24 protein-coding genes are annotated in these 25,480 nt (G+C 72.7%); 5 read left to right on the top strand and 19 right to left on the bottom strand.

All coding sequences use genetic code 11. From position 1 onward, the window contains the following. Nucleotides 1-362 precede the first annotated feature (362 nt). The 10 genes from tyrS to argC form a co-directional block, all read right to left on the bottom strand. A complete protein-coding gene (tyrS, locus tag ACFOWE_RS19120) occupies nt 363-1,622 on the bottom strand; it encodes a tyrosine--tRNA ligase (protein WP_377289633.1) in 1,260 nt (419 codons plus the stop codon). Nucleotides 1,623-1,812: 190 nt separating this feature from the next. Further along, nucleotides 1,813-2,658, bottom strand: coding sequence for a DNA-3-methyladenine glycosylase (locus tag ACFOWE_RS19115; protein WP_377289631.1), 846 nt, complete (start codon nt 2,656-2,658; stop codon nt 1,813-1,815). Further along, on the bottom strand, nt 2,640-4,037 hold the full coding sequence (argH, locus tag ACFOWE_RS19110; protein ID WP_377289649.1) for an argininosuccinate lyase: 1,398 nt from the start codon (nt 4,035-4,037) through the stop codon (nt 2,640-2,642). Before argH ends, ACFOWE_RS19115 begins: the two co-directional genes overlap by 19 nt. Nucleotides 4,038-4,154: 117 nt before the next feature. Then, nucleotides 4,155-5,354, bottom strand: a complete 1,200-nt coding sequence (locus tag ACFOWE_RS19105; protein WP_377289629.1) for an argininosuccinate synthase — start codon at nt 5,352-5,354, stop codon at nt 4,155-4,157. Nucleotides 5,355-5,430: 76 nt separating this feature from the next. After that, nucleotides 5,431-5,940, bottom strand: a complete 510-nt coding sequence (locus ACFOWE_RS19100) for an arginine repressor (RefSeq protein WP_377289627.1) — start codon at nt 5,938-5,940, stop codon at nt 5,431-5,433. Then, nucleotides 5,937-6,869 (bottom strand): ornithine carbamoyltransferase, encoded by a 933-nt coding sequence (argF, locus tag ACFOWE_RS19095; RefSeq protein ID WP_377289625.1) that lies wholly within the window; start codon nt 6,867-6,869, stop codon nt 5,937-5,939. The genes ACFOWE_RS19100 and argF overlap by 4 nt, the downstream gene beginning before the upstream one ends. Then, nucleotides 6,866-8,044, bottom strand: coding sequence for an acetylornithine transaminase (locus tag ACFOWE_RS19090; protein ID WP_377289623.1), 1,179 nt, complete (start codon nt 8,042-8,044; stop codon nt 6,866-6,868). The genes argF and ACFOWE_RS19090 overlap by 4 nt, the downstream gene beginning before the upstream one ends. After that, complete coding sequence (argB, locus tag ACFOWE_RS19085) at nt 8,041-8,994, bottom strand: acetylglutamate kinase (RefSeq protein ID WP_377289621.1); 954 nt, start codon at nt 8,992-8,994, stop codon at nt 8,041-8,043. Before argB ends, ACFOWE_RS19090 begins: the two co-directional genes overlap by 4 nt. Continuing rightward, nucleotides 8,991-10,145 (bottom strand): bifunctional glutamate N-acetyltransferase/amino-acid acetyltransferase ArgJ, encoded by a 1,155-nt coding sequence (gene argJ, locus ACFOWE_RS19080; protein ID WP_377289619.1) that lies wholly within the window; start codon nt 10,143-10,145, stop codon nt 8,991-8,993. The genes argB and argJ overlap by 4 nt, the downstream gene beginning before the upstream one ends. Next, on the bottom strand, nt 10,142-11,164 hold the full coding sequence (argC, locus tag ACFOWE_RS19075) for an N-acetyl-gamma-glutamyl-phosphate reductase (RefSeq protein ID WP_377289617.1): 1,023 nt from the start codon (nt 11,162-11,164) through the stop codon (nt 10,142-10,144). The genes argJ and argC overlap by 4 nt, the downstream gene beginning before the upstream one ends. Before the next feature lie 271 nt (nt 11,165-11,435). On the opposite strand from argC, the gene ACFOWE_RS19070 reads away from it, so the two are divergent. From ACFOWE_RS19070 to ACFOWE_RS19060, 3 genes are all read left to right on the top strand, one after another. Then, nucleotides 11,436-13,097 (top strand): class I adenylate-forming enzyme family protein, encoded by a 1,662-nt coding sequence (locus tag ACFOWE_RS19070; protein WP_377289615.1) that lies wholly within the window; start codon nt 11,436-11,438, stop codon nt 13,095-13,097. A gap of 80 nt (nt 13,098-13,177) precedes the next feature. Beyond that, nucleotides 13,178-14,494, top strand: coding sequence for an MFS transporter (locus ACFOWE_RS19065; RefSeq protein ID WP_377289613.1), 1,317 nt, complete (start codon nt 13,178-13,180; stop codon nt 14,492-14,494). Nucleotides 14,495-14,653: 159 nt separating this feature from the next. Beyond that, a complete protein-coding gene (locus ACFOWE_RS19060; RefSeq protein WP_377289647.1) occupies nt 14,654-15,232 on the top strand; it encodes a Uma2 family endonuclease in 579 nt (192 codons plus the stop codon). Nucleotides 15,233-15,309: 77 nt separating this feature from the next. On the opposite strand, the gene ACFOWE_RS19055 is transcribed toward ACFOWE_RS19060, so the two are convergent. The 8 genes from ACFOWE_RS19055 to infC form a co-directional block, all read right to left on the bottom strand. Continuing rightward, the gene (locus tag ACFOWE_RS19055) at nt 15,310-15,558 is read right to left on the bottom strand and encodes a hypothetical protein (protein ID WP_377289611.1); all 249 of its coding nucleotides are present in this window, start codon (nt 15,556-15,558) and stop codon (nt 15,310-15,312) included. Between the two features lie 140 nt (nt 15,559-15,698). After that, on the bottom strand, nt 15,699-18,236 hold the full coding sequence (locus tag ACFOWE_RS19050) for a phenylalanine--tRNA ligase subunit beta (RefSeq protein ID WP_377289609.1): 2,538 nt from the start codon (nt 18,234-18,236) through the stop codon (nt 15,699-15,701). Beyond that, on the bottom strand, nt 18,236-19,276 hold the full coding sequence (pheS, locus tag ACFOWE_RS19045) for a phenylalanine--tRNA ligase subunit alpha (RefSeq protein ID WP_377289645.1): 1,041 nt from the start codon (nt 19,274-19,276) through the stop codon (nt 18,236-18,238). Before pheS ends, ACFOWE_RS19050 begins: the two co-directional genes overlap by 1 nt. Before the next feature lie 251 nt (nt 19,277-19,527). Then, nucleotides 19,528-20,610 (bottom strand): sensor histidine kinase, encoded by a 1,083-nt coding sequence (locus tag ACFOWE_RS19040; RefSeq protein WP_377289607.1) that lies wholly within the window; start codon nt 20,608-20,610, stop codon nt 19,528-19,530. A 50-nt stretch (nt 20,611-20,660) separates the two neighbouring features. Continuing rightward, complete coding sequence (locus ACFOWE_RS19035) at nt 20,661-21,494, bottom strand: TrmH family RNA methyltransferase (protein WP_377289605.1); 834 nt, start codon at nt 21,492-21,494, stop codon at nt 20,661-20,663. A 156-nt stretch (nt 21,495-21,650) separates the two neighbouring features. Continuing rightward, nucleotides 21,651-22,031, bottom strand: coding sequence for a 50S ribosomal protein L20 (gene rplT / locus ACFOWE_RS19030; RefSeq protein WP_344862576.1), 381 nt, complete (start codon nt 22,029-22,031; stop codon nt 21,651-21,653). 24 nt (nt 22,032-22,055) lie between these two features. Continuing rightward, nucleotides 22,056-22,250 carry a 50S ribosomal protein L35 gene (rpmI, locus tag ACFOWE_RS19025; RefSeq protein WP_344862574.1) on the bottom strand — a complete coding sequence of 65 codons (195 nt, stop codon included), beginning with the start codon at nt 22,248-22,250 and terminating at the stop codon, nt 22,056-22,058. A gap of 132 nt (nt 22,251-22,382) precedes the next feature. Beyond that, nucleotides 22,383-22,982, bottom strand: coding sequence for a translation initiation factor IF-3 (gene infC, locus ACFOWE_RS19020; RefSeq protein ID WP_449301220.1), 600 nt, complete (start codon nt 22,980-22,982; stop codon nt 22,383-22,385). A 372-nt stretch (nt 22,983-23,354) separates the two neighbouring features. On the opposite strand from infC, the gene ACFOWE_RS19015 reads away from it, so the two are divergent. Continuing rightward, nucleotides 23,355-23,726, top strand: a complete 372-nt coding sequence (locus tag ACFOWE_RS19015) for a PadR family transcriptional regulator (RefSeq protein WP_377289602.1) — start codon at nt 23,355-23,357, stop codon at nt 23,724-23,726. Next, entirely contained in the window at nt 23,723-24,676 is a 954-nt protein-coding gene (locus tag ACFOWE_RS19010) for a hypothetical protein (RefSeq protein WP_377289600.1), read from the top strand. The genes ACFOWE_RS19015 and ACFOWE_RS19010 overlap by 4 nt, the downstream gene beginning before the upstream one ends. On the opposite strand, the gene ACFOWE_RS19005 is transcribed toward ACFOWE_RS19010, so the two are convergent. Continuing rightward, nucleotides 24,609-25,478, bottom strand: coding sequence for a shikimate dehydrogenase (locus ACFOWE_RS19005; protein ID WP_377289598.1), 870 nt, complete (start codon nt 25,476-25,478; stop codon nt 24,609-24,611). The genes ACFOWE_RS19010 and ACFOWE_RS19005 overlap by 68 nt on opposite strands. Nucleotides 25,479-25,480 lie beyond the last annotated feature (2 nt).

The following is a 25,480-nucleotide window of genomic DNA, read 5'->3' as shown; positions in this document are numbered from 1 at the left end:
CCGTTTCGCACGATCCCGGTCCGACCGGAACCGCTCCGTCTCCGGAGCAACCCTTCGAACTTACCGTGACATCCTCTCCGTGTCGAATCAACCGATTTTTCGGTGGCTCAGACACGGCGAAGCGCCGGGGTCCGATGGGGTTCTCCCCGGGGCCCGTCCGCCGATCCGGCGTCCGGTTCGCTCCCGGGGCATCGAGAACTTTATGTCGCCCCCCGGGAGCCGTCAAATCAGCCAGAACGCCCGGATTCGCAGGTCAGAGCGGCGTTCCCCGAGCATGCCGACCCATCGCTACCGGAACGTTACCGTCCAACGACGAACGCCCCGGCCGGAGCCGGGGCGTTCACCGCACGGGCGGACGACGGTCAGACGACCTCGACGGCGCCGAATCTCTTGCCGCGGCGCAGCACCAGGTAGCGCCCGTGCAGCAGGTCCTCGTTGGCCGGCACGTAGGCCTCGTCGGTGACCTTGACGTTGTTGAGGTACGCCCCGCCCTCCTTCACCGCGCGGCGGGCGGCGGACTTCGACTCCACCAGGCCACTCCCGGCCAGCATGTCGACGAAGGGCACCCCCAGAGCCGACACCTCCATGCGGGGCACCTCGGCCAGGGCCGCCCCCAGCGTCGACGCCGGCAGGTCCTGCAGCGAGCCGCGCCCGAACAGCGCCGCCGACGCCGCGATCACCGCGGCGCATTCCTCCGCGCCGTGCAGCAGCGTGGTGAACTCCTCGGCCAGCGCGCGCTGCGCCTCCCGGGCTGCCGGGCGCTCGGCCGCGGCCTTCTCCAGCTCCTCGATCTCCTCGCGGGACCTGAAGCTGAAGATCTTGAGGAACTTCACCACGTCGCGGTCGTCGGCGTTCAGCCAGAACTGGTAGAACGCGTACGGCGAGGTCATCTCCGGGTTGAGCCAGACGGCGCCGCCGGCGGTCTTGCCGAACTTCGTGCCGTCGGCCTTGGTGATCAGCGGCACCGTGAGCGCGTGCACGTGGTTCCCGGTCACCCGCCGGATGAGGTCGGTGCCCGCGGTGATGTTGCCCCACTGGTCGCTGCCGCCGATCTGCAGCGTGCAGCCGTGCCGCCGGTGCAGCTCCAGGTAGTCGTTGGCCTGCAGGATCTGGTAGCTGAACTCGGTGTAGCTGAGCCCCTCACCGCCCAGCCGGGCGGAGACCGACTCGCGCGCGAGCATGCGGTTCACCGGGAAGTGCTTGCCGACGTCGCGCAGGAAGTCGATCGCGGACATGTCCGCGGTCCAGTCGAGGTTGCTGACCAGGATCCCGCCGGACTCGGAGGAGAGGTCGAGGAACTTCTCCACCTGGACCCGGATGCGCGCCACCCACTCGGCCACCACCTCGGAGGAGTTGAGGGAGCGCTCCGTGCTGCGGCCGCTCGGGTCGCCGATCAGGCCGGTCGCCCCGCCCACCAGGCCGATGGCGCGGTGTCCGGCCTTCTGCAGGCGGGCCAGGGTCAGCAGCGGCACCAGGTTGCCGACGTGGAGCGAGGGCGCGGTCGGGTCGAAGCCGCAATAGACCGTGATCGGACCCTCGGCCATCGCCGCCCGCAGGGCGTCGATGTCGGTGGACTGCGCGATCAGGCCGCGCCAGGCGAGGTCATCCAGAATGTCGGTCACGATCCTTGCTTTCCCGTGCTCGTGTTGTGGTTACGGCTTCCCGTACAGCCTGCCTGATCCCCGTGCCATTCCGCCACTTGGAACCACTCGGAACCACTCGGGACCACTCGGGACCACTCGGGACCGCCGTGGCGCCATCGGGCGGACCGGCCGGCCGGGGCGGGACCCGCGGAAGCGGAGAGGCGTGCGCTCACTCCGGCCGGCGGTCCGCCGGAGCCGCGGCGTCCCTCGGGCGGCGGGGGACGTGGACCCGGTACGGCGAGACGGTGGGGTCGCCGTCGATCCAGAAGCGCCACGGGGTCTCCTTGCCCGCCGAGACCCCGGTGCGCGGCCCGGATCTGACCAGGCCGGGCGCGGGCGGCTCCCCCTCCAGCACGGCGAGCCACCCGGCTCCGCCCCGCGCGGCGGCGGGATCGGCACCGTCCGGCGCACCGGGCGAGCAGGCGTCGCGGCCGTTGTCCTCGCGGGCGAAACCGAGCGCCACCGCCAGGCGGGCGGGGCCGCGGGCGAGCTCGCGTCCGGGGACGGCCCGGCCGGTGCCCGCGCCGCGGCGGGCCAGGGCGACCTCGGCTCCGGCGATCACCTCGCCGGCCCGGAGCAGCACTCCCGACCCCGTGCCCTCGGGCAGGCAGACGAGGTTGGCGCAGAAGTGCATGCCGTAGGTGAAGTAGACGTACAGGTGCCCGGGCGGCCCGAACATCACCGCGTTGCGCGGCGTCATGCCGCGGTAGGTGTGGGCGGCCGGGTCCTGCCCCGGCAGGCCGTACGCCTCCACCTCGGTCAGGCGGAGCGCGACCGGCCCGTGCACGAGCACCCGGCCCAGCAGGTCGGGCGCGACCTCGTGCGCGGGCCGGTCGAAGAAGCCACGCGGCAGCGGCGCGGACCCGGTGAGCGGGTGCGCGCCGGAGCCGGCCAGGGCGGCCGCGACCGGCCCGGGGGGCACCCGCCCGCCGGGCCCGTCCGGGACCGCCCCTCCGGCTCCGGGGGACGGACGCCCGCCGGACCCGCCTGGGGCCGTCAGTCCCCGCTCGCCCATGCCGCCTGGGTGTCGACCGTCTCGCGGAGCGCGATCAGCTGGTCGCGGACCCGGTCGGGGGCGGTGCCGCCGTGGGCCTTGCGGGCCGCCAGCGCGCCCGGCACCGACAGGACCTCGCGCGAGTCCGGCGTGAAGTGCGGCGAGACCTTGGCGAGCTCCTCGTCGCTGAGCTCGCCGAAGTCCTTGTCGTTGACCTGGCACCAGACGACCAGGTGGCCGACCGCCTCGTGCGCCTCGCGGAACGGCACGCCCCGGCGGACCAGCAGCTCCGCCAGGTCGGTGGCGAGGGCGAACCCGTCGGGCGCCGACGCCTCCAGCTTGGCGGTGTTGACCCGCATGGTGGCGACGAGACCGGCCATGGCCGGCAGGACCAGCAGCAGGGTGTCGACGGAGTCGAAGACCGGCTCCTTGTCCTCCTGCAGGTCGCGGTTGTAGGTCAGCGGCAGGCCCTTGAGCGTCGTCAGCAGCGACATGAGGTTGCCGATGAGGCGGCCGCTTTTGCCGCGGGCGAGCTCGGCGACGTCCGGGTTCTTCTTCTGCGGCATGATCGACGAGCCGGTGGAGTAGGCGTCGTCCATCTCGATCCAGCGGAACTCCTGCGAGGCCCACAGGACGATCTCCTCGCCCAGCCGCGACAGGTGCGTGCCGATCATCGCCGCGCAGAACAGGAACTCCGCGGCGAAGTCGCGGTCGGCGACCGCGTCCATCGAGTTCGGCGCGGCCCGCTCGAAGCCCAGCTCGGCGGCGACCGCCTGCGGGTCGAGCGGGAGCGACGAGCCGGCCAGGGCGCCGGAGCCGAGCGGGGAGACGGCCGCGCGCCGGTCCCAGTCGCGCAGCCGGTCGGCGTCGCGGGCGAAGGCGTGCACGTGCGCCAGGAGCTGGTGGCCGAAGGAGACCGGCTGCGCGTGCTGCAGGTGGGTCATGCCCGGGGCCGCCGTCTCGGCGTGCTGCTCGGCCTGGCTCATCAGCGCGGTCTCCAGCTCGACCAGCCGGGAGACGATGAGCCGGACGTGGTCGCGGAGGTAGAGCCTCAGGTCCGTGGCGATCTGGTCGTTGCGGCTGCGTCCGGCGCGGAGCTTGCCGCCGAGCGTGCCCAGGCGCTCCAGCAGGCCGCGCTCCAGCGCGGTGTGCACGTCCTCGTCGGCCACGGTCGGCCGGAACTCGCCCGCCTTGCAGGCCCGCTCCAGGTCGTCCAGGGCGCCGAGCATGCGCTCCAGCTCCTCGGCGGTGAGCAGTCCCGCGCGGTGCAGCACGCGGGCGTGCGCCCGCGAGGCGAGCAGGTCGTACGGCACGAGCCGCCAGTCGAAGTGCACGCTCACCGAGAGCCGGGTCAGCGCGTCGGCCGGGCCTCCCTCGAACCTTCCGCCCCACAGCCGCATCGGCTTGCCACCATCAGTCACCGTCTTCTCCCTCCCAGTTCAATCCGCGACCCTACGGGACGTCCGGTGGCTCCCGCGCCCGGGTCGGGCGAGATCCACCGGACATCCGTCATGCGATCAGCCCAGTCGGGAGTCCCGGGCGGCCGCGATCTTCGACGGGAGGCTCCACAGCTCGACGAAGCCCTTGGCGAGGGACTGGTCGAAGGTGTCGCCGGTGTCGTAGGTGGCGAGGTTGAAGTCGTACAGGGACGCCTCGGAGCGCCGGCCGGTGACGGTGGCGCGGCCGCCGTGCAGGGTCATCCGGATCTCGCCGGTGACGTGCTGCTGGGCCTCGGCGATGAAGGTGTCCAGGGCCTTCTTCAGCGGGGAGAACCAGAGGCCGTCGTAGACGAGCTCGCCCCAGCGCTGGTCGACCGAGCGCTTGAACCGGGCCAGGTCCCGCTCGACGGTGACGTTCTCCAGCTCCATGTGCGCGGTGATCAGCGCGATGGCGCCGGGCGCCTCGTACACCTCGCGGGACTTGATGCCGACGAGCCGGTCCTCGACCATGTCGAGCCGGCCGACGCCCTGGGCGCCCGCCCGCCGGTTGAGCTCGGCGATGATCTGGAACGGGGTCAGGTGCCGGCCGTCCAGCGCCACCGGGACGCCCTTGACGAAGCTGATGATGACCTCGTCGGCCTCGCGCGGCTCGGCGGGGTCGGCGGTGTAGGAGTAGACGTCCTCGGTCGGGCCGTTCCAGATGTCCTCCAGGAAGCCGGTCTCGACGGCGCGGCCCCAGATGTTCTGGTCGATCGAGTAGGGGTTCTTCTTCGTGGTCTCGATCGGGAGGTTCTTCTCCTCGGCGTAGGCGATCGCCTTGTCGCGGGTCCAGGCGTAGTCGCGGGCCGGGGCGATGACCTTCAGCTCGGGGAAGAGCGCGGCCAGGCCGGCCTCGAAGCGGACCTGGTCGTTGCCCTTGCCGGTGCAGCCGTGCGAGACGTGCGTGCCGCCGAACTGCTTGGCGGCGGCGGCCAGGTGCTTGACGATCAGAGGCCGCGACAGCGCCGAGACGAGCGGGTAGCGGTCCATGTAGAGGGCGTTGGCCTGCAGGGCGGGCACGCAGAAGTCCGCGGCGAACTCCTCGCGGGCGTCCACCACGACGGACTCGACGGCGCCGCAGTCGATGGCGCGCTTGCGGATGACCTCCATGTCCTCGCCGCCCTGGCCGACGTCGACGGCCACCGCGATGACCTCGGCGCCGGTCTTCTCGGCGAGGAACGGGATGGCCACGGAGGTGTCGAGGCCGCCGGAGTAGGCGAGTACGACCCGGTCAGTCATGATCGATTGCTCTCTTTCGAAACGTTCGGAAGTCTTCTTCTCTGGTTCGCGCCTGGGACCGCCCGCCGGTGGCGGGCTAACTACGTCGGTCGGCCAGGCGCAGGAGGGCCTCGGCGACCGGCGTCCCGCCCGCCGGGTCGCGGGTGACGACGAGGATCGTGTCGTCCCCGGCCACCGTGCCGAGGATGGACTCCCAGTCGGCGTGGTCGATGGCGGAGGAGAGGAACTGCGCGGCCCCCGGCGGGGTGCGGACGATCACCAGGTTGGCGGAGGCCTCGGCGGAGACGAGCAGCTCCTCGGCGAGCCGGCCGAGCCTGGCAGCCGGGCTCTCTCCCCCGGCGCCGATCCGGTGCAGCGGGATCCGGCCGCCGCCCTCGCCCGGCAGGGCGTAGACCAGCGAGCCGTCCTCGGCCCGGAGCTTGAGGGCGCCGAGCTCGTCCAGGTCGCGGGAGAGCGTGGCCTGGGTGACCTCGACCCCGCTCTCGGCCAGGAGCTTGGCCAGCTCGGGCTGGGACCGTACGGCCTGCCGCTGGAGCAGCTCGGCGATGCGGGCCTGGCGGGCCACCTTGGTCATGGGGATCGTCATGTGGTCTCCCGGGTCCGGGTCACCAGCCAGTGCAGCACGGCCTTCTGGGCGTGCAGGCGGTTCTCGGCCTCGTCCCACACCCGGCTCTGCGGGCCGTCGAGCACCTCGGCGGAGATCTCCAGGCCGCGGTAGGCGGGCAGGCAGTGCAGCACGATCGCGCCGGGGTCGGCGGCGGCCAGCACTGCCGCGTTCACCTGGTACGGCATGAGCGCGGCGACCCGCTCGTCCTTGCCGTCCTGTCCCATGGAGACCCACGTGTCGGTGGTGACCACGTGGGTGCCGGCGGCGGCCTCGAGCGGGTCGCCCACCACGGAGACCTCGGCTCCGGTCTCCGCGGCGATCTCCGCGGCGCGGGCGAGGATCGCCGGGTCGGGGCGGTAGCCCTCGGGGGCGCAGATCCGCACGTTCATCCCGGCGGTGGCCCCGCCGAGCAGGTAGGAGTGCGCCATGTTGTTGGCGCCGTCGCCGTAGTAGGTCAGCGTGAGGCCGGCCGTGGCGCCGAACTGCTCCCGGACGGTCTGCAGGTCGGCGAGGATCTGGCAGGGGTGGAAGTCGTCGGTGAGCGCGTTCACCACCGGGACGGACGAGGCGGAGGCCATGGCCTCGATCCTGTCCTGCCCGAAGGTCCGCCACACGATCGCGGCGACCTGGCGCTCCAGGACCCTGGCGGTGTCCTCGACCGACTCGCCCCGGCCCAGCTGGGACGAGCCGGCGTCGATCACCAGGGGGAGGCCGCCCAGTTCGCCGATGCCGACCGCGAAGGAGACGCGGGTCCGGGTGGAGTGCTTGTCGAACAGGACGGCGACGGTCTGCGGGCCGGCGAAGGGGCGGTGGCCGTACCGGTCCTTCTTCATGGCGGCGGCCAGGTCGAGCACCTCGGCCTGCTCGGCCGGGGACAGGTCGTCGTCGCGCAGGAAGTGCCTGGTCATCCGGCGGCCTCCTCGAGGATCGCGGGCAGTGCCGCGGTGAAGGACGCGGCCTGCCCGGAGGTGATGACGAGCGGCGGGGCGAGCCGTACCGCGTTCGGCTGCAGGGCGTTGACCAGGAAGCCGGCCTTCTGCGCGGCGGCCTGGACCTGGGCGGAGCGGTCGGCGGTGAGCACGAGCGCGAGCCAGAGGCCGCGGCCGCGCACGCCGGCCAGGAGCGGGTGGCCGACCGCGGCGATGCCCGCGGCGAGCTCGGCGCCGACCGTGCGGACGTGCTCCAGCAGGCCGTCGCGCTCGATCGTGTCGAGTACGGCGAGCGCGGCGGCGCACGAGACGGGGTTGCCGCCGAAGGTGGAGCCGTGGTCGCCCTTGGCGAAGATCGTGCCGGCGGGGCCGAAGCCGACGCAGGCGCCGATCGGCAGGCCGCCGCCGAGGCCCTTGGCGAGGGTCAGCACGTCGGGCAGGACGCCCTCGTGCTGGTGCGCGAACCAGTGGCCGGTCCTGCCGATGGCGGACTGGATCTCGTCGGCGACCAGGAGCGCGCCGGCCGCCGAGCAGATCTCGCGCGCGGCGGCGAAGTAGCCGTCCGGCGGGGGCACGACCCCGGCCTCGCCCTGGGTGGGCTCCAGGAAGACGGCGGCGCACTCGTCGGTGACGGCGTTCTTCAGCGCGTCGGCGTCGCCGTACGGGACGAAGCGCACGTCGACCGGGAAGGGGCCGAACTGGTCGCGGATCGCGGCCTTGCCGGTCAGCGAGAGGGCGCCGATGGTGCGGCCGTGGAAGCCGTTCTCGGCGGCGACGAAGTAGGTGCGGCCGGTGCTCTTGCCGTACTTGAGCGCGAGCTTGAAGGCGCACTCGTTGGCCTCGGTGCCGGAGTTGGCGAGGAAGACCCGGCCCTCGCCGCCGAGCAGGCCGATCAGGCGCTCGGCGAGCAGCACCTCGGGCTCGTGCAGGAACAGGTTGCTGGTGTGCGCGAGGGTGGCGGCCTGCGCGGAGACGGCCTCGACCAGCGCCGGGTGGGCGTGGCCCAGGGAGCTGACCGCGATGCCGCCGATCAGGTCGAGGTAGGCGCCGCCGTCGGTGTCCCAGACGGTGCAGCCCTCGCCGCGGGCCAGCGCCAGGGGGGGCACGCCGTAGTTGGGCATGAACGCCGCCTCGAAGCGGTCGCGCAGGCTCATGTGTCACTCCCGTTCAGTCTGATGGTGGCGGTCAGCCTGCGCTTGACCAGGTCGGGCGCGGCCACGGCGCGGGCGGAGTCCGGCAGGACCATCGTCCCGATGCCCTCGTCGGTGAAGATCTCCAGCAGGACCGCGTGGGGCACCCGCCCGTCGAGTACGTGGGCCTGGGGCACGCCGCCGCGCACGGCGTTCAGGCAGGCCTCCATCTTGGGCGCCATGCCGCTGGACAGGCTCGGCAGGAGCTTCTCGAGCTCGCCGGCGGACAGCTGCTCGATCACCTCGTCGCTGGCGGGCCAGTCGCGGTACAGGCCCTCGACGTCGGTCAGGACGATCAGCTTGGACGCGCTCAGCGCCACGGCGAGCGCGGCGGCGGCGGTGTCGGCGTTGACGTTGTAGACGGTGCCGTCCTCGCCGCGGGCGACCGAGGAGACCACCGGGATCCGCCCGTCGTCCAGCAGCGCCTGCACGGCTCCGGCCTCGACGGAGACGATGTCGCCGACCTGGCCGATGTCGACCGGCTCGCCGTCGACGACGGCGTGCTTGCGCACGGCGGTGAACAGGTGGGCGTCCTCGCCGGACATGCCGACCGCGAACGGGCCGTGCCGGTTGATCAGGCCGACCACGTCGCGGTTGACCTGGCCGACCAGGACCATGCGGACCACCTGCATGGCCTCGGGGGTGGTGACGCGCAGCCCCGCGGTGAAGGTGGACTCGATGCCGAGCCGGTCGAGGTGGGCGTTGATCTGGGGGCCGCCGCCGTGCACGATGACGGGCTTGAGCCCGGCGTAGCGCAGGAAGACGACGTCGTCGGCGAACTTCTCCCGCAGGTGCTCCTCGGTCATCGCGTTGCCGCCGTACTTGATGACGACGGTCGCGCCGTGGAAGCGGGCCAGCCAGGGAAGCGCCTCGACGAGCGTGGTGGCCTTGGCCAGGGCGTCGGAGGTCCTCATGACGAGTACGCCGAGTTCTCGTGGACGTAGGCCGCGGTCAGGTCGGTGGTGTGGACGGTGGCCGTGTGCGGTCCGGCGGACAGGTCGACGGTGACGGTCACGTCGCGGGGGCGCAGGTCCACCTTGGAGCGGTCGTCGCCGACCGAGCCGCCGCGGCAGATCCAGATGCCGTTGATGGCGACGTTGAGCCGCTCGGGCTCGAAGACGGCGTCGGTGGTGCCGACCGCCGAGAGCACCCGGCCCCAGTTGGGGTCCTCCCCGTGGATGGCGCACTTGAAGAGGTTCGACCTGGCGACGGCCCGGCCGACCTTGACCGCGTCGTCCTCGGAGGCGGCGCCGACGACCTCGATGGCGATGGCCTTGGTGGCGCCCTCGGCGTCCACCAGGAGCTGGCGGGCGAGGTCGGCGCAGACGGCGCGGACCAGCTCGGCCAGGTCCGCGAGGTCGGGGGCGACGCCGGAGGCGCCGCTGGCCAGCAGCAGCACGGTGTCGTTGGTGGACATGCAGCCGTCGGTGTCGAGCCGGTCGAAGGTGACCCGGGTCGCCTCGCGGAGCACCGTGTCGAGCTGCTCGGAGGTCACCTCGGCGTCGGTGGTGATCACGCAGAGCATGGTGGCCAGGCCGGGGGCGAGCATGCCCGCGCCCTTGGCCATGCCGCCGACGGTGTAGCCGCTCTCGGAGCGCCGGAAGGAGATCTTGGAGACGGTGTCGGTGGTGCGGATCGCGTCGGCGGCGGCCAGGCCGCCGTCCCGGCTGAGCTGGGTGACGGCGGTCTCCACGCCGGACAGCAGGGCGTCCATCGGGAGCCGCTCGCCGATGAGGCCGGTCGAGCAGACCGCGACCTCCCCGGCCGAGTCGTCCAGCGCCGCGGCGGCCTTCTCCGCGGTGGCGTGGGTGTCCTGGAAGCCGAGCGGGCCGGTGCAGGCGTTGGCGCCGCCGGAGTTGAGGACGACGGCGCGCACGCGGCCTCCGGCCAGGACCTGCTGCGACCACAGGACGGGGGCGGCCTTGACGCGGTTGGCGGTGAAGACGCCGGCCGCCGCGCGGGACGGGCCGTCGTTGACGATCAGGGCCAGGTCGCGGGCGCCGCCGGACTTGATGCCGGCGGCGATGCCCGCGGCCCGGAAGCCGAGGGGGGCGGTCACACTCATGGGGCGACTCCGTTGAGGGGAAGGCCGAGCTCTTCGGACAGGCCGAGCGCGAGGTTGGCGCTCTGGACGGCGCCTCCCGCCGTGCCCTTGGTGAGGTTGTCGATGGCGATGACGGCGACGACGCGGCCGGCGCGCTCGTCCAGGGCGACCTGGAGCGCGGCGGTGTTGGCGCCGAGGGTCATCGCGGTGGCGGGCCACTGGCCTTCGGGCAGCAGCCGCCAGAACGGCTCGTCCTTGGTCGCGGCCGCGTACGCCTCGCGCAGGGCCGCCGCGGTGAGGCCGGGGGCGGCGGGGGCGGTGCAGGTGGCGAGGATGCCGCGGCTCATGGGGGCGAGCATGGGGGTGAAGGAGACCGTCACCGGCCGGCCCGCGACGGCGCTCAGGTTCTGCTCCATCTCGGGGGTGTGCCGGTGGACGCCGCCGACGCCGTAGGCGCCGACCGAACCCATGACCTCGCTGCCGAGCAGGCTCGGCTTGAGGGACCTGCCCGCCCCGCTGGTGCCGCTGGCGGCGACCACGACGACGTCGGGCTCGGCGAGGCCGGCGGCGAGGGCGGGGAACATCGCGAGGGTGACGGCCGTGGGGTAGCAGCCGGGGACGGCGATCCTGCGCGCGCTCCGGAGCCGGTCGCGCTGGCCGGGCAGCTCGGGCAGGCCGTACGGCCAGGTGCCGGCGTGGGCGCCGCCGTAGAAGTGCTCCCAGGCGGCGGGGTCGGCGAGGCGGAAGTCGGCGCCGCAGTCGACGATCAGCGTGTCGCCGCCGAGCTGCTCGGCGAGGGCGGCGGACTGCCCGTGCGGGAGGGCCAGGAAGACCACGTCGTGGCCGGCGAGGTTGCCGGCGGTGGTGTCGAGCAGGATCCGGTCGGCCAGCGGGGCCAGGTGGGGCTGGTGCGCGCCGAGCGCGGTGCCCGCGTTGGACCCGGCGGTCAGTGCGCCGACCTCGATCTCCGGATGGGACAGGAGCAGGCGCAGGAGCTCACCTCCGGCGTAGCCACTGGCGCCGGCGATCGCCGCTCTCATCGCGCCCCCACTCTCTGCATATTCATGCATAGACTCTCATGCACTTGCAGGATAGATTATGCATGTACGAGGATTTTCATGCAACCTCACGTGATCCCCGTCTCACCCTTCGGACAGGGCGTCTTCCACTGCAGGGCGCAGGCACACCCACGCCTTCGGCTGCATAACGATTCACGTCGGATGCATCGTGATATTTCGCCCCTGTTGCGCGTACCTACCGGTCGGTATCGTGACGCTTCCCGGTTCTCCACACCCTGGGAGTCACGAACGCATGACTGTCACCAACGCCGAGGTCCAGGCGCAGCTCACCGGTCCCGGGCAGCTTTTCGAGATGGAAGAGGCGCCGGGTCTCGGCGGCACGATCAGAACCTGGAAGCACGCCCCGGGCACCTTCCGGACCCTCCTTGAGAACAGCCGCTTCCACGGGGAGAACGTGTTCCTCGTCTACGAGGACGAGCGCATCACCTACGAGGAGCACTTCCGCCGGGTGGCGACGCTGGCCCGGCGCCTGGTGGAGGAGTACGGCGTCGCCAAGGGCGACCGGGTCGCCATCGCCATGCGCAACTACCCCGAATGGGTGATCTCCTTCTCCGCCGCGCTGGCCGCCGGGGCGGTCGCCGTGCCGCTCAACGCCTGGTGGACCACCCCGGAGCTGGAGTTCGGCCTCTCGGACTCCGGGGCCAAGGTGCTGATCGCCGACGGCGAGCGCGCCGAGAAGCTCGCCGGGACGTCCGTACCGCTGATCGTGACGCGCGGCGAGGCGCCCGAGGGCGCCCGCTCCTTCGCCGACGTGCTCGGCGAGGTCCGCCCGGACGTGACGCTCCCGCAGGTCGAGCTCTCCCCCGAGGACCCGGCCACGATCTTCTACACCTCCGGCACGACCGGCGTGCCGAAGGGCGCGCTCGGCAGCCACCGCAACGTCGGCCAGTCCCCGCTGACCGTCGCCTACAGCCTGCTGCGCAGCGTGGTGCGGACCGGCAAGGACCCGGCCGCGGCCGCCGGCCAGCGCCGCATCACCCTGCTGACCGTGCCGCTCTTCCACGTCACCGGCTGCTTCGCCGTGATGACCACCACGATGTTCAGCGGCGGCGGCCTGGTGCTGATGTACAAGTGGGACGCCGGGCGGGCCCTGGAGCTGATCGAGCGCGAGAAGGTCACCGTCTTCAGCGGCGTGCCCACCAACGTCTGGCAGCTGCTGTCCCACCCCGACCTCGACAAGTACGACATCTCCAGCCTCAACTCCCTCGGGTACGGCGGCGCCCCCGCCCCGCCCAAGCTGCTGGAGCGCATCACCGAGCAGCTCCCGGCCCGCCAGCCCTCCAACGGCTACGGCATGACCGAGACCACCGCCCTGGCGATCAACAACAGCGGCCCGGACTATCTGGCCAAGCCCGACAGCATCGGCCTGCCGATGCCCGTGGTCGACGTCAAGATCGCGGACCCGCTCGGCGAGGAGCTCCCCCGCGGCGAGGTCGGCGAGCTGTGCATGCGCGGGCCGAACGTCATCCTCGGCTACTGGAACCGCCCCGAGGCCACCGCCGAGACCTTCGTCGGCGGCTGGTTGCACACCGGCGACCTGGCCCGGATGGACGACGAGGGCTTCGTCTACATCGTGGACCGGGCCAAGGACATGGTCATCCGCGGCGGCGAGAACGTCTACTGCGCCGAAGTGGAGGCCGCGCTCTTCGAGCACCCGGCGGTGGACGACGCCGCGGTGATCGGCATCCCCCACGACGAGCTGGGCGAGGAGGTCGGCGCGGTCGTGCGGCTGAAGTCCCCGGCCTCCCCCGAGGAGCTCCAGGCGTTCCTGCGCGAGCGGATCGCGCCCTTCAAGGTGCCGGTGCGGTTCTGGGTCCGCGAGGCCGAGCTGCCCCGCAACCCCGGCGGCAAGATCCTCAAGACCCACCTCCGCAAGGAGGTCCTGGGCTCCTGACGGGGAGCCACCGGGTCAGCGCCCGGACCGTCCGGAAACCCGTTTGCCTCCGGGCGGTCTGGGCCTGAGACTTACTGTCCGTGCCAGAAAATCCCGATCGACCGTTCCTGCGCCTGCTCCGCCACCTGCGGATGGACCTGAGCCCGCTCCGCGACTCCCGTGACTTCCGGCTGCTCTTCGGCTCCGGGGTGGTCACGATGTTCGGCACCTTCCTCACCCTGGTCGCGGTCCCGCTGCAGATGAAGCAGCTCACCGACTCGCCGCTGGCGGTCGGCCTGGTCAGCGCGGCCGAGTTCGTGCCGATGGTGGTCTGCGGCCTGTGGGGCGGGGCCATCGCCGACGCGCTGGACCGCAGGAAGATCATACTCTGGACCGAGGCGGGGCTCTGCCTCACGGTCCTGATCCTGCTGGTGAACGCGCTCCTGCCCGACCCCCAGGTCTGGGTGCTGTACGTCGTCGGCGCGCTCTCGGCCGGCTTCGGCAGCCTGCAGCGGCCCAGCATGGAGTCGCTGATGCCGCGCGTGGTCCGGCACGACCAGCTCGCCGCCGCCGCGGCGCTGAGCGGCTTCCGCTGGAACCTCGGCGCCATCGTCGCCCCCGCCCTCAGCGGCCTGATCGCCGCCTCGTACGGCGTCGCCGCCGCCTACGCGGTCAACGTGGCCACCTTCCTGATCTCGCTGGCACTGCTCTGGCCGGTGCGGGCCCCGGCCCAGGCGGAGGACGCCCCCCAGGAGGCCTCCCTGCGGGCGCTGGCCGACGGCGTGCGCTACGCCGTGCGCCGCCCCGACCTGATGGGCACCTACCTGGTGGACGTCGCGGCGATGGTCTTCGCCTTCTCCACCGCGCTCTACCCGTTCCTCGCCGACCAGGTCGGCTCCCCCGGCGCGCTCGGCCTGTTCTACTCCGCCGCGGCCGTCGGCTCGCTCATCGCCTCGCTCACCTCCGGCTGGACCGGCCATGTCCACCGGCACGGCCTGGGCGTGATCATCGCCGCTCTCGTGTGGGGCGTCGCGGTGGCCCTGGCCGCCGTCATGCCGAGCATGTGGGGCATCCTGGCCTTCTTCGCCGTGGCCGGGGCCGCCGACATGATCAGCGGCGTCTTCCGGGCCACCATCTGGAACCAGACCATCCCCGACGCCTACCGCGGCCGCCTGGCCGGCATCGAGCTGCTCTCCTACACCAGCGGCCCGATGCTGGGCAACGCCCGCGCCGGGCTGATGGACCACCTCGGCGGCACCCGCTTCGCCCTCGGCGCGGGCGGCCTGCTCTGCGTCGGCGCCGTCGCCGCCCTGGCCGGGCTCCTGCCGAAGTTCCGCGACTACGACGCGCGCACCGACGAGCACGCCGTCCGGGAGCGCGCCCGCCGCGAGGAGCTGACCCGGGTAAAGGCCGCGTGACCGGCGGCCCTCCCCCACCCGGAGGACTCGCGGGTGTCCCGGCCGGAACGCGCCGCACGGCCCTGGACGCGCCATGACCGCTCCGTGATGCCCCTGACGCGCTCCGTGCCGGTTGCTACGCTGGACGCCATGACGGCCGTTGAGGTTCGGAGCGTGGAGATGACCCATCCTTCGCTGCCCGAGTGGGTGTTCCCTCCCCCCGGGGGCTTCTCGGCGGAAGACCTCGATCGCATTCCGGATTTGCCTGCGCACACAGAGTTGATTGATGGAAGCTTGGTCTTCGTGAGTCCCCAGGCTTCCTTCCACACCCGGGCGGTGGACCTTCTTGTATCCGGCCTGCGCCGGACCGTCCCCGCCGAGCTGCGGGTACGTCGCGAGATGAGCGTCGTCCTGGGCCGGGACCAGCGGCCGGAGCCGGATCTCAGCGTCGTGAGGGCCTCGGCCGAGCAGAGCCCGGAGCAGACCTTCTACCGGGCCGAGGACGTCGTGCTCGTGGTCGAGGTCGTCTCACCCGAGTCGAAGACCCGCGACCGCAAGCGCAAGCCGTCGCTCTACGCCTCGGCGGGCATCCCGCACTTCTGGATCGTGGAGAGCGACGACGGCCGGCCCGTCGTGCACGCCTACGAGCTCGACGAGGTCACCGGCGGCTACGTGATCACCGGCATCCACCACGAGCTCCTCAAGGTCTCCTCCCCCTTCACCGTCGACATCGACCTGACGGAGATCGACCTGCTCTGAGGCCGCCCGGGACCGTCCGGGGCCGCCGCAGGGGCCCCGCCCGCCGAGGCCCCGGGCCGCCCCGAGCCGGCCGCCGCTCAGTCCTCCGTCTCGCGCCAGCCGCCGTACTGCTCCGCCAGCTCGTCCATCCAGGCCCGGTCGTCGGCCGTCAGGACGCCGTCGGGGTCCTCGACCGCCACGACCCACTGGGCGTCCTCCGCGTCGTCCTCCCCCGCCAGGGTCTCCCGCACCACGGCGGGCGCCTCCAGCGCCGGGAACTCCTCCGCCACCGCCTCCGCGACCTCGTCGGCGTCGTCGCGGCCGGCGAACACCAGCAGGTGCCTCATCTCGTTCCTTCTCTCGCTTGCGTCGTGGGGGGCGGGCGCCGGGATCGCCGGTCACCGCCCCGCAGACCATGATGATGACCGTCCGGGCGCATGCGAAGGCCCCGGCGGGCAACGCCGCCGAGGCCCTCGTCAGGTGTCCGTCAGGCTCCGCGGAGCCGGGCTCCGGTCCGCTCGGCCGCCAGGGCCACCGCCGCGTCACGGGCCGCGGTGGTCTCCTCGACGGTCAGCGTCCGGTCCGGCGCGCGGAAGCGCAGCGAGTAGGCCAGGGACTTCTTGCCCTCGCCGACCTGCGCGCCCGTGTAGACGTCGAACAGCCGGATGGCCTCCAGCAGCTCGCCGGCCCCCGCACGCAGCGCCGCCTCGACCTCGGCGACCGGGACCCCGGCGTCGACGATCAGCGCCACGTCCTGGGTGGCCACCGGGTAGCCGGAGATGGCGGGCGTCTGCGCCGGGCCGCCGAGCAGGTCCTCCAGCCGGGTCAGCTCCAGCTCCATCGCGCAGGTGCGCGGCGGCAGGCCGTACGCCTCGACGACGCGGGGGTGGAGCTCACCGGCGTGGCCGACGAGCGTCTCACCCGCGTACAGCGCGGCGCAGCGGCCCGGGTGCCAGGGCTCGTGCCGGTCGGCGCGGACGTCGAGGGCGACGCCGGCCTCGCGGGCCACCGTACGGGCGGCCTCGACGGCGTCCGCCCAGGTGGCCGGGCGGCCCTTGCCCCACCAGCCGGAGCGCTCGAACTCCCCGGCCAGCACCACCGCGACCCGCCTCGGCTGGCCGGGCAGCGCCCGCTCGATCGAGGCCAGCTCGGCGTCGGTCGGCCGCCGCTCCACGCCCAGCACCGGGGCCTTGGCCGGCGCGTCCGGCGCGGGCCGGTAGACCAGGCCCGTCTCGAACAGCGCAACGTCGCCCGCGCCCCGGCCGACGTTGCGGACCAGGGTCTTCAGCAGGCCCGGCAGGAGCGTGGTCCGCATCAGCGGCTCGTCCTCGCTGAGCGGGTTGGCCAGCCGTACGGCGTGGCGGCGCGCGTCGCCGGCGGGCAGCTGCAGGGCGTCGAAGTCGCGCTCGCCCACGAACGGGTAGGCGAGCACCTCGGCGTATCCGGCGGCGGCCAGCGCCCGGCCGACCCTGCGGCGCAGCCGCTGGCCCTCGGTGAGACCGGCCCCGGCCGGGGCGGCGGGCAGGACCGAGGGGATCCTGTCGTATCCCTCGAGCCGGATGACCTCCTCGGCCAGGTCGTTCGGGTCGGTCAGGTCGGGCCGCCAGGAGGGCGGGACCACCGTCAGCATGTCGTCGCCGGTGACGGCGAGCCTGGCCGCCGTCCCGTCCGCCGCGGGGGCGCCCTGGGCGCCCTGAGCTCCCGCGCCCTCGGTGACCGTGCAGCCGACCTGCTCCAGGCGGCGGATCACGGTCCCGCGGTCGTAGCGCACGCCGGCGACCCGGCCGGGGTGGCCGCTCGGGATGGCGATGCGGACCTGCTCGGCCTCGGCCTCGGCGCAGGTCACGCCCGGCTGGACCGTGCCGCCGCCCAGCTCCGCCAGGAGCGTGGCGGCGCGCCAGGACGCCCGCAGCGGCAGCTCCCGGTCCACGCCCCGCTCGAAGCGCTTGGAGGCCTCGCTGACCAGGTTGTGGCGGCGGGACATCCGTGCGATGCCGGTGGCGGAGAAGTGCGCGGCCTCGATGACGATGTCGGTGGAGTCGTCGGAGATCTCGGTGTGCAGCCCGCCCATGGTCCCGGCCATCGAGATCGCGCCCGAGGCGTCGGTGATCAGGATGTCCTCCGGGTGGAGCTTGCGCACGACGTGGTCGAGCGTCTCCAGGGTCTCCCCCGGCTCGGCCCGGCGGACCACGATCTCGCCGCTCAGCCTGCTCCGGTCGAAGGCGTGCAGCGGCTGGCCGAGCTCGAGCATCACGTAGTTGGTGACGTCGACCGCCAGCGAGACCGGGCGCATGCCCGCCCGCGTCAGCCGGGCCCGCATCCACGGCGGGCTCGGCGCGTGCGGGTCGAACCCGTGGATCTCCCGGAGCACGAAGCGGTCGCAGGCGGTCGCGTCGGCGATCGAGGCCGGGTAGGACGGGCCGGGCTCCGCCGGCGGGAAGACGTCGGCCGGGTCGCGGAACGGCACCCCGAAGGCGGTGGCGACCTCGCGGGCCACACCCCGGATGGACAGCGCGTAGCCGATGTCCGGGGTGATCTCCAGCTCGATGACGTCCTCGCGCAGGCCGAGCAGCTCGACCACGTCGGCGCCGATCGGGGTGCCGGAGGGCAGCACCATGATGCCGCCGTGGTCCTCGCCCAGCCCCAGCTCGCGCTCGGAGCAGATCATGCCCTCGGACAGGCGGCCGTAGGTCTTGCGGGAGCCGATCTCGAACCCGCCGGGCAGCACGCCGCCGGGCAGCACGACCGCCACCCGGTCGCCGACGGCGAAGTTGGTCGCGCCGCACACGATCTGGCGCGGCTCGGCCTCGCCCACCTCGACCCGGCAGTGGCGGATGGGCTTCTTGAAGCCGGCCAGCTCCTCGATGGAGAGCACCTCGCCGACGACCACGTTCTTGACGTCGTGGCCGTGGGAGGTGATCGACTCCAGCTTGAGCCCGGCGGCGGTGAGCTCGTCGGCGATCTCGTGGGCGGTGGCGGCGGGGAGATCGACGTACTCCCGCAGCCATGAGAGCGGGACCTTCATCAGACCTCCGTTCCGAACGGGAGCGTGAAGCGCACGTCCCCTTCGATCATGTCGCGCATGTCCTCGGCGTTGTGGCGGAACATCAGCGTGCGCTCGACGCCCATGCCGAACGCGAAGCCGCTGTAGCGGTCCGGGTCCACCCCGCAGGCGATGAGCACCCGCGGGTTGACCATGCCGCAGCCGCCCCACTCGATCCAGCCCTCGGACTTGCAGGTGCGGCAGGGCGGGTTGCCGGGGACCGCGGAGGCGCCCCGGCAGACGAAGCACTTCAGGTCCATCTCGGCCGACGGCTCGGTGAACGGGAAGTAGTTGGGCCGGAACCGGGTGGTGATGCCCTCGCCGAACATGACCTCGGCGAAGCGGTCCAGGGTGCCCTTCAGGTGGGCCATCGTCAGGCCCTCGTCGACCGCCAGCCCCTCGACCTGGTGGAAGACCGGGGTGTGGGTGGCGTCGAGCTCGTCGGTGCGGAACACCTTGCCGGGAGAGATCACGTAGACCGGCAGCTCACGGCTGAGCAGGGCCCGGATCTGCACCGGCGAGGTCTGGGTGCGCAGCACCTTGCCCGAGTCGGTGGACTCCACGAAGAAGGTGTCGTGCTCCGAGCGCGCCGGATGGTCGGGCGCGATGTTGAGGGCGTCGAAGTTGAACCACTCGCCTTCCAGCTCGGGGCCCTCGGCCACCTCGTAGCCCATCGCGACGAACGCGTCGGCGATGCGCTCCTGCAGCGTGGTCAGCGGGTGGCGGGCGCCGCGCGGGGCGCGGTCCCACGGGAGCGTGACGTCGACGGTCTCCTCCACGAGGACCCGTTCGTCGCGCTCGGCCTCCAGCTGGGCCTGGCGCTCGGCGAGGGCGTCGGCGATGGTCCTGCGGGCGCCGCCGACGCGCTTGCCCGCCTCGGCGCGGGCCGCCGGGGGCAGCACGCCGATCTCGCGGTTGGCCAGGGCGAGAGGCGAGCGGTCGCCGGCGTGGGCGAGCCGTACCTGCTTCAGTTCGTCGAGGTCGCGCGCAGCCTTGACGGCTTCGAGCGCTTCGGCCTGCATGCGCGCCACCTCGTCGGCGTGCAGCGGCGTCACCTCGACCGGGTCGTAGTTAGACAAGAGAGCTCCCAATCCAGGGCTTGAGCGGCCACGAGTCTAGTCGCTGAAGCGGTCGGGCCCGGCCCGGGAGCGCCGCGGGAATCCCGGCTGGTCCGGGGATTCCGGCACAGGGCCGCGGATGGGTCCCGGGAGCGCGGCGCGGGCGGGCTCGACCGACGACAGAGTGCCCACCGGGGCGCTTCGCCTCCGCCGTCTCAGGCGAAGTCGGGCGTGCCGGTGGGCACGGTAAATCGGAACTCCGCCCCGCCTTCGGGGCCGCGCTGCACGGAGATCGTGCCTCCGTGGGCCTCCACCAGGCCCTTGACGATGAACAGGCCGAGTCCGGTCCCGCCGCGGCGGCGGGCGTTGCCCCGCCAGAACTGCCGGAACACACGCGTGGCCAGCTCGGGCGGGATGCCCTCCCCCTGGTCACGGACGGACACGGTGACTCCCCATTCGTTTGGTTCCATGGCTATTGTCACCGTACCCCGGCCGTGGCGCACCGCGTTTTCCAGCAGGTTGGACAGAACCTGGTCGATCTTGTCCTGGTCGAGCCAGGTCTCGGGCAGCTCGCCGCGGACCGCCAGGCGGAAGCGGTCCTCCGGCTCTCCCGCGGCGATCCGCCCGGCGATGATCTTCCTGGCCCGGGCGGGGAGGTCGACCACCTGCCGGTGGATCTCCAGCCGCCCGGACTCGATGCGGGAGACGTCGAGCAGCTCGGTGATCAGCCGGGTGACCCGGTCGGCGTCGGCGTTGACCGTCTCCAGCATGACGAGCTTCTGGTCGTCGGTGAAGCGGGTCCACTTGGCCAGCAGCGTCGCGGTGAAGCCCTTGACGCTGGTCAGCGGGGAGCGCAGCTCGTGGGCGACGGTGGAGACCAGGTCGGCGCGGCTGCGCTCCAGACGGGCCCGGGCCCCGGCGTCCCGCAGGGAGACGACCACGCGGACGACCTCACCGGCCCTCTCGGGCCGGCGCACCAGCCGGGCGGTGACGAGCAGCTCGTGCCCGGCCGGGGTGCGCAGCGGCAGCTCCGGCTGGCGGGTGCGGGTGGGCAGCCCGCCGTAGGGGTCGAGCCACTTCCACCAGTCGCGGCCGTCCTGGTCCCGCAGGGAGAGGGCGTCCCGGATGTGGCGGCCCTCGGCCTGCTCCCGGGTGACGCCGGTCAGCCGGGCGGCCGCCCGGTTCACGGCCAGCACATGGCCGTCCCGGTCGGCGACCACGAGGCCGTCCGGAAGATCGTCCACGTCGACCACCCATGGGGAGCCAGCGCCCCGCTCGTCGGTGTGTTCGCCGTGCACGACCCCGCCTCCTCGGACTCCACCGCCGACAATAGCGGGTTTCCCTCCCCCTACGGCAGCCTCGGAGCGGGGCCGGACTCGGAACCGGCCCGCTGGGACCGGGCGGACGCGTACAGGCACACCGCGGCGGCGGTGGCGAGGTTGAGACTCTCCGCCCGGCCGTAGATCGGCACCTTGACGACCTCGTCGGCCAGGCGCAGGAGCTCCGGCGGCAGCCCCCACGCCTCGTTGCCGAAGATCCAGGCGGTCGGCCCGGACAGGTCCACGTCGTCCAGCGTGCGCTCGCCGGCGCCGTCGGCGGCCAGCACGCGCAGCCCGGACTCCTTCAGCCGCGCCACGGCCTGCGCCGCCGGCGTCCCCACGGTGACCGGGAGGTGGAACAGGCTGCCCGCGCTGGCCCGCACGCACTTTCCGTTGTAGGGGTCCACCGAGGCGTCGGTGAAGACGACCGAGTCGGCGCCGGCGGCGTCGGCGGAGCGCAGCACCGTGCCGGCGTTGCCCGGGTCGCGCACGTGCGCCAGGACGGCCACCAGGCGCGAGCCCGCGGTCACGGCCTGCTCCAGCGGCACGTGCAGGAAGCGGCAGACGGCCAGCAGGCCCTGCGGGGTGACGGTCTGCGCGAGTTCGGACATGACCTCCCCGCTGACCCGGAAGACCGGCACTCCGGCGTGGGTCGCCGCGAAGAGGATGTCGGCGTGGCGCAGCTCGGCCTCCGCCGTGGTGAACAGCTCGGCGACGACGCCCTCCAGCGCGAGCGCCTCGCGGACCGCCTGCGGCCCCTCGGCCAGGAAGGACCGGTCACGGTCGCGGAAGGCCCGCTTGGCCAGCCGCCGCGCGGCCTTGACCCGCGGCGACTTGATGTTCGTCAGCTCGGAACCCGCCATAACCGTCCTTTGCAGAAACCCCGGGCACCCCGGGAACCCCGGGAACCCTGCAATCTCATAAACCCTCGGAATGCGAACGCGGCCCGCAGCGTGATCGCTGCGGGCCGCGTTCTGCGCCGGAGCCGGCCCGGCACCGGCGGCGCGTACGGCCGTCCGTTAGGCGACCGGCGCGTTCACGTCGGCCGGGAGCGCCTTCTTGGCGGCCTCCACCAGCGTCGCGAACGTGGCGGCGTCGTTCACCGCGAGGTCGGCGAGGATCTTGCGGTCGACCTCGATGGAGGCCAGGCGCAGACCCTGGATGAGCCGGTTGTAGGTGATGCCGTTCTGGCGGGCAGCGGCGTTGATGCGCTGGATCCAGAGACGGCGGAAGGCGCCCTTGCGGTCCTTGCGGTCGCGGTAGGCGTAGGTCATCGAGTGGAGCATCTGCTCCTTGGCCTTGCGGTACAGACGCGACCGCTGGCCCCGGTAACCGCTCGCCCGCTCGAGAACGACCCTGCGCTTCTTCTTGGCGTTGATCGCCCGCTTCACGCGTGCCATGTGTATCTATCTCCCCGGGATCGGTTACTTGGCGAGCAGCTTCTTGATCTTCTTGGTGTCGGCGTCGGACAGCACGACCTCGGGCTTGAGACGGCGCGTCAGAGTGGACGACTTCCACTCGTTGTAGTGCGCGCGGTTGGCGCGGCGGCGCTTGATCTTGCCGGAACCGGTGAGCCGGAACCGCTTCTTCGCACCACTGTGCGTCTTCATCTTCGGCATCTCAGCCGTCTCTCCCTCGATCGTGCCGATGTCCCGGGCCGGTGACCCGAGTCAAGGGCATGCCTGACTGCGAGACCGGACCCGGTCCCGGATTCTCATCTCGCGGCTGCCTGAGCGTTCAGGCTATGCGAGTCACTCCTGCGGAGCGGCCGCCTCGTCGGAGACGGGCGCACTGCCCTCCGCCGGCTCCTCGTCTCGCCGCGCCTTGGCCGCGGCCTTCTCGGCCTTGGCCTCAGCCTTCTTCTTGTGCGGGCCGATCACCATGATCATGTTACGGCCGTCCTGCTTGGGCTGGGACTCCACGAACCCGAGGTCCTTGACGTCCTCCGCCAGCCGCTGCAGGAGCCGGAAGCCCAGCTCGGGACGGGACTGCTCCCGCCCGCGGAACATGATCGTGACCTTGACCTTGTCTCCCGCCTTGAGGAACCGCACCACGTGACCCTTCTTGGTCTCGTAGTCGTGCGGGTCGATCTTCGGCCGGAGCTTGATCTCCTTGATGATCGTGTACGCCTGGTTACGGCGCGCCTCGCGTGCCTTCATGGCCGACTCGTACTTGAACTTGCCGTAGTCCATGAGCTTGCACACAGGCGGGCGAGCCGTGGCCGCGACCTCGACCAGGTCGAGGTCGGCCTCCTGAGCCAGCTTCAGAGCATCGCCGATGGAGACGATGCCCACCTGTTCGCCGTTCGGGCCGACGAGGCGCACCTCGGGCACACGAATACGGTCGTTGATGCGGGGCTCGGCGCTGATGGGGCCTCCTAGGTTGCGATCCGCTGCCGCCCTCGCGGGCGGCCGCCACGTGCTCGATCGTGCCGGGAGGTCACGCGGCCCGCTCCCCTCAACAGGGTGCGAAACGCGAATTGCCCCGCACGTCGCGCATGCGGGGCCACTTGAGCTCACAGACCCTAGGCCGTAAGCCCTGCCGGAAAGATCCGGCGTGATCCTTGACCTGCCGACCCAGCGGTCGACCAGGTGGGAGGAAGACCTCCGCTTGCGCGTCCGGCAGGCATGCCGGACCGATCGAGTAGTCACACTACCACGCCCGTGGACGGAAGCCGAATCTCCCCCTTGTCCATATACAGATGGTCGATATATAAAGATCACATGAGTGAACGCCCGATGCAGGAACCCACGTTCCTCATCCTCACCGCCCTGGCCGCGGGCCCTCAGCACGGCTACGGGGTCATCGCCGACGTGGCGGAGATCTCCGGCGGCCGGGTGCGGCTGCGCGCCGGGACCCTCTACGCCGCCCTGGACCGGCTCCGCTCCGAGGGCCTGATCGCCGACGACCGCGAGGAGGTCGTGGACGGCCGCGTCCGGCGCTACTACCGGCTGACCGACGCGGGCGGCTCCCGGCTGGCCGCCGAGGCCGAACGGCTGCGCCGGCACGCCGAGGCCGCCTCCGCCCGCCTGCGCGCCCGCCCTGCCCACGGCAGCACGCTCTCCCGCCGCGGTCTCGCGGGAGGCGCGGCATGAGCGGCCTGGAGGACCGCTACCGCAGGCTCCTGGCCTGGTATCCGGCCGACCACCGGGCGCGCCACGGCGAGGAGATGATCGGGGTGCTGCTCGCCGGCGCGCGCCCGGGGCAGCGGCGTCCCGGTCCGCGCGACGTCCTGGACGTGGTCCGCGGCGGGCTCCTGATCCGCACCCGCCGTCTTCTCGGGCCCGGGTCCGCTCCGCTCTGGCGCGACGCGCTGAACGTCGCCGCGGTCACCGCCCCGCTCTACTTCCTCATCGTGCACACCGGCCCCGCGGTCATCACGCTGCTGAACGACGGAATGCATCCGGCCCACCGGCCGGCCGTCGCGGCGGTGACGCTGGCGCCGGACGCGCTGACCCTGGCGCTGGCGCTGCGCGGGCCACGCCGGGCGGCGATGACCTGGGCATGGCTGTGGGCGCTCTTCGGCCTGATGGTGTACACCGCCACGATCACGGCCGTGCTGGGCGAGGGCGCCTTCATGGCGGAGTGGTTCGGCGCCGCCAACATCGCCCTCCAGACGGCGCCGGCGGTGATCATCGCCCTGCTGCTGACCTTCGCCCCGGAACCGGCCGCGGGCGCGGAACTCATCGGACGCGGGACGCTGCTGCGCTGGACGGCGGCGGCCCTGGCGGTCCTGGCCGTGGCCAACGTCCTCTGGTTCGCGTTCATGCTCGACTTCTTCGTCGAGCAGCTGGCCGTCCCCGCGCTGCTCGCCATGGCCTGCGGCGCCGGCAGCCGGACCCCCGTCGGCCGCCGCACGCTGCTGCTCCAGCTGCCGCTGGTGGCGCTGCTGTACGGTCAGCAGCTCCCCCGGCACCTGGAGGCGCGGGGCTGGTTCCCCCTCCTCGTCGAGGTGCTCCTCGTCGCGGTCGTATTCATCACCGCCCGGCGCGGTTTCCGGCCGTACGGCTCGGGGACGGCCGGCTCTCCCGAGCGGCTCGTCTGAGGATCTCCGCCTCCCCGGCCGCGCGCATCGCCTCCACCGGCACGTCCGTGCGGCCGGTCATCAGCTCGACCTGGCGGACCGCCTGGTGCAGCAGCATCGCGAAGCCCCCCACCACGGTCCCGCCCGCCTGCCGTACGGCCTGCGCGAGAGGGGTCGGCCAGGGGGCGTAGACCACGTCGAAGAGCGCGGGCGCCCGGGAGGCCACCAGGCCGGCGAAACCGTCGGCCGCCCCGGACGGCAGGGTGGAGACGACCAGGTCGGCGTCGAGCACCGTCTCCAGCTTGTCGAAGGTCTGCACCGTCAGGGCGGTGCCCAGCCGCTCGGCGGCCTCGGCGGTCTCCCCCGCGCGGGACGGGTCGCGGACCACCAGGGTGGCCTCCGTCAGGCCGAGCTCACGCAGGGCGGCCAGCGCGGAGGCCGCCGTGGCTCCCCCGCCGAGCACGGTCGCGCTCCGCGGCGGGGCCGCCCCGGCCTCCTCCAGCGCCGCGACGATGCCGTACACGTCGGTGTTGTCGCCGTGCCGGGCGCCGTCGGCGAAGACCACGGTGTTGGCCCCGCCCACCGCGACGGCCAGCTCGGTGACCGTGTCGAGCAGCGGGATCAGGGCCCGCTTGAGCGGCATGGTCAGCGAGAGCCCCGCCCAGCCGGGCCCGAGCCCGTCGAGCAGGGCGGGCAGCCCCGCCTCGTCGCACTCGATCGCCTCGTAGCTCCAGTCGTCCAGCCCCATCGCCGCGTAGGCGGCACGGTGCAGGTACGGCGAGAGCGAGTGGGCGATCGGAGAGCCGAGAACCGCTGCCTTCATCA

The organism is Planomonospora corallina, assembly GCF_042650625.1.
Lineage (GTDB): Bacteria > Actinomycetota > Actinomycetes > Streptosporangiales > Streptosporangiaceae > Planomonospora_B > Planomonospora_B corallina.
Note: the sequence above shows the minus strand (reverse complement) of the source record. Positions and strands in the feature narration are given on the sequence as shown.

Bases quoted from the DNA above. Each gene is read 5' to 3' on its own strand.
- ACFOWE_RS19060 (WP_377289647.1), top strand. From the start codon at position 14,654: ATGACCCATCCTTCGCTGCCCGAGTGGGTGTTCCCTCCCCCCGGGGGC.
- ACFOWE_RS19090 (WP_377289623.1), bottom strand. From the start codon at position 8,044: ATGAGCCTGCGCGACCGCTTCGAGGCGGCGTTCATGCCCAACTACGGC.
- pheS (WP_377289645.1), bottom strand. From the start codon at position 19,276: ATGCAGGCCGAAGCGCTCGAAGCCGTCAAGGCTGCGCGCGACCTCGAC.
- ACFOWE_RS19005 (WP_377289598.1), bottom strand. From the start codon at position 25,478: ATGAAGGCAGCGGTTCTCGGCTCTCCGATCGCCCACTCGCTCTCGCCG.
- argC (WP_377289617.1), bottom strand. From the start codon at position 11,164: ATGAGAGCGGCGATCGCCGGCGCCAGTGGCTACGCCGGAGGTGAGCTC.
- ACFOWE_RS19055 (WP_377289611.1), bottom strand. From the start codon at position 15,558: ATGAGGCACCTGCTGGTGTTCGCCGGCCGCGACGACGCCGACGAGGTC.
- ACFOWE_RS19105 (WP_377289629.1), bottom strand. From the start codon at position 5,354: ATGACTGACCGGGTCGTACTCGCCTACTCCGGCGGCCTCGACACCTCC.
- ACFOWE_RS19010 (WP_377289600.1), top strand. From the start codon at position 23,723: ATGAGCGGCCTGGAGGACCGCTACCGCAGGCTCCTGGCCTGGTATCCG.
- ACFOWE_RS19035 (WP_377289605.1), bottom strand. From the start codon at position 21,494: ATGGCGGGTTCCGAGCTGACGAACATCAAGTCGCCGCGGGTCAAGGCC.
- ACFOWE_RS19115 (WP_377289631.1), bottom strand. From the start codon at position 2,658: ATGGGCGAGCGGGGACTGACGGCCCCAGGCGGGTCCGGCGGGCGTCCG.
- rpmI (WP_344862574.1), bottom strand. From the start codon at position 22,250: ATGCCGAAGATGAAGACGCACAGTGGTGCGAAGAAGCGGTTCCGGCTC.
- argH (WP_377289649.1), bottom strand. From the start codon at position 4,037: ATGCGGCTGTGGGGCGGAAGGTTCGAGGGAGGCCCGGCCGACGCGCTG.
- argJ (WP_377289619.1), bottom strand. From the start codon at position 10,145: ATGAGTGTGACCGCCCCCCTCGGCTTCCGGGCCGCGGGCATCGCCGCC.
- argF (WP_377289625.1), bottom strand. From the start codon at position 6,869: ATGACCAGGCACTTCCTGCGCGACGACGACCTGTCCCCGGCCGAGCAG.
- ACFOWE_RS19015 (WP_377289602.1), top strand. From the start codon at position 23,355: ATGAGTGAACGCCCGATGCAGGAACCCACGTTCCTCATCCTCACCGCC.
- argB (WP_377289621.1), bottom strand. From the start codon at position 8,994: ATGAGGACCTCCGACGCCCTGGCCAAGGCCACCACGCTCGTCGAGGCG.
- ACFOWE_RS19070 (WP_377289615.1), top strand. From the start codon at position 11,436: ATGACTGTCACCAACGCCGAGGTCCAGGCGCAGCTCACCGGTCCCGGG.
- ACFOWE_RS19100 (WP_377289627.1), bottom strand. From the start codon at position 5,940: ATGACGATCCCCATGACCAAGGTGGCCCGCCAGGCCCGCATCGCCGAG.
- rplT (WP_344862576.1), bottom strand. From the start codon at position 22,031: ATGGCACGCGTGAAGCGGGCGATCAACGCCAAGAAGAAGCGCAGGGTC.
- ACFOWE_RS19050 (WP_377289609.1), bottom strand. From the start codon at position 18,236: ATGAAGGTCCCGCTCTCATGGCTGCGGGAGTACGTCGATCTCCCCGCC.